Below are 2590 nucleotides of genomic sequence, written 5' to 3'. Positions count from 1 at the left end.
GAGCATGGCATGACAGATGAGGACTTCAGCCAGGTCTCGATGCTCAGCCTCTTCCAGGCCGAACTGGAGACGCAGTCGCAGGCACTAACGTCTGGGCTTCTGGCACTGGAACGCAATCCTGTCGCCGCCGATGCCTTGGAAGCATGCATGCGTGCCGCACATTCCCTGAAGGGAGCTGCCCGCATCATCGACCTGATGCCCGCGGTCAAAGTTGCAAATGCGATGGAAGATTGCCTGGTCGCCGCGCAACGTGGGCATCTGAGAGTGGGACGGGAGCATATAGATGCGCTCCTGCAAGGCTGTGACCTTTTGAAATTGATCGCATCGGGATCATCGAGCGAGCGCGCCAACTCAGAAATCGAAAGCTTTCTCGCGAAGTTTGAGGAATTGTCGCCCCCCGAGGCGAAGCCCGGGGCCCAAGATTTTGCAGCTGATTTCGCAACTCCAGATCATGCCCAGGAGCAACTGGCGTCGACCTCTTCAGCGAATCTCCTCGTTGGGGCGGTACCGCAAGCCCACGGCAGCATCGGCTCTGATAGAATGGTTCGGGTGACGGCAGACAGCCTGAACCGATTGCTCGGGTTGGCTGGCGAGTCGCTGATGGAAGCTCGGCGGCTCAGGCCATTCGCTGACGGGCTGCTAAGGCTGAAGCGACTTCAATCGGACCTCGCAAGTGCGTTCGACAATCTTCATGCAGTGCTGCCGCCGGTTTCAAATGATGCGCCGGTGGTGGAGGCGCTGGCTGAAGCGCAGCGAAAGCTTCGGTTGAGCCAAGCGTTCCTGGCGGAGCGTCTCGATGAATTGGATTCAGTGGATCGGAAAGCGACCGATCTTGCCAACAGATTGTACGACGAAACGTTGGCGAGCCGGATGCGGCCTTTCGAGGACGGCGTGAGACACTACGCAAGAACGGTCCGCGACCTCGGTCGTACCCTTGGCAAGCGGGCGCGACTGGAGATCGTAGGCGGCTCGACCGGCATCGACCGCGATATCCTCGAGCAGCTCGATGCCCCCTTGGGGCATCTTTTGCGCAACGCTGTAGACCATGGGCTTGAACCGCCTGAGGAGCGCCTCGCGATGGGGAAACCCGAAGAGGGGCTGATCAGGCTCGAAGCGAGGCACAATGCCGGGCTGCTGCAGATAGCCGTGGTGGACGACGGCAGGGGGATCGAGCTCTCGAAGCTGCGCGAGGCTGTCATCGCCCGACAGCTTGCGACCAGGGAAAGTGCTGACACACTCAGCGAAACCGAATTGCTCGCATTCCTGTTTCTGCCAGGCTTTTCGATGAAAGCGGGCCTTACCGACGTGTCCGGCCGTGGTGTGGGCCTCGATGCGGTGCAGGCGATGACGAAAGAGGTCCGCGGAATCACGAGCGTTTCCTCGGAATTTGGTCGTGGAACCCGGTTTCAACTGCAGCTGCCGCTGACGTTGTCAGTCCTGCGCACACTACTCGTCGAAGTCGATGGGGAGCCCTATGCGTTTCCACTCGCCGCCATCTCCAAGACAATGAGATTGCAGCGGATGCAGATCAACCTGCTGCAGGGCCGACCGCATTTTCGCTTGAACGATCGACAGATCGGGCTGGTGACCGCGCGCGAAGTGCTGGATCGAGGAGAGTCCGGATCGGAACCGGACGAACTCTCGGTCGTCGTCGTGGATGCAGGTCGGGGCGATGCGTACGGCCTGATCGTTGACCGTTTTCTCGGGGAACGCGAGCTGGTGATCAGACCTCTCGATCCACGGTTTGCCAAGATCAAGGACATCAGCGCAGCGGCCCTGATGGAAGACGGTTCGCCAGTTCTGATCTTCGACGTCGATGATCTGATCCGATCGGTGGAAAAGCTTGCATCGTCTAGCGGATTTAGGGCTCTTCGGCGCGCTGCGGGCGGTCCCGAACCGAGCAGACGCAAGCGCGTGCTCGTGATTGACGATTCACTCACGGTCCGCGAACTCCAGCGCAAGATGTTGGGCAATCACGGTTATGATGTCGAAGTGGCGGTCGACGGTATGGACGGGTGGAATGCCGTCCGGTCTGGTCCTTTCGATCTCGTCGTCACTGACATAGATATGCCGCGCATGGATGGCATCGAGTTGGTGAGCTTGATCAGAAAGGACGCCCATCTCAAGAACACACCCATAATGATCGTTTCATACAAGGATCGGGAAGAAGATCGCTCGCGCGGGCTTGACGCCGGTGCGGACTATTATCTGACCAAGAGTACCTTTCAGGACGAGGCGCTGATCCATGCGGTCGTGGACATGATTGGCGAGGCGACTGAATGAGATCGAAATTGGAAGCCAACGAATGAGAATCGGCGTAGTCAACGACATGCCGATGGCGGTTGAGCTTCTGCGCCGGCTGGTCTTGTCGACCGGCGAACATCAGGTCGCATGGATCGCGACCAATGGGCGTGAGGCGGTCGAGGTCTGCAGACGTGATCTGCCGGATCTGATACTCATGGATCTAGCGATGCCAGAGATGGACGGCGTGGAAGCGACGCGCAGAATCATGGCGGAAACCCCGTGCTCAATCTTGCTGGTGACCGCCAGTATCGAAGCCAACCTCGCCGGTGTCTACGAAGCAATGGGC

2 protein-coding genes are annotated in these 2590 nt (G+C 59.2%); both read left to right on the top strand.

The annotated features are described in order from the left end of the window. The coding region (locus EN932_RS33670; RefSeq protein WP_281061572.1) for a hybrid sensor histidine kinase/response regulator at positions 1-2283 on the top strand (2283 nt) is incomplete at its 5' end. A gap of 22 nt (positions 2284-2305) precedes the next feature. After that, positions 2306-2590: response regulator (locus tag EN932_RS33665; protein WP_128369416.1), on the top strand; the 285-nt coding region annotated here is incomplete at its 3' end.

Origin of the sequence: Mesorhizobium sp. M7A.F.Ca.US.002.01.1.1, from assembly GCF_004022955.1 — a bacterium.
In the GTDB taxonomy this organism is placed as follows: domain Bacteria; phylum Pseudomonadota; class Alphaproteobacteria; order Rhizobiales; family Rhizobiaceae; genus Mesorhizobium; species Mesorhizobium ciceri.
The sequence above is the reverse complement of the archived record's forward strand: the minus strand, read 5'-3'. Positions and strand labels throughout refer to the sequence as shown.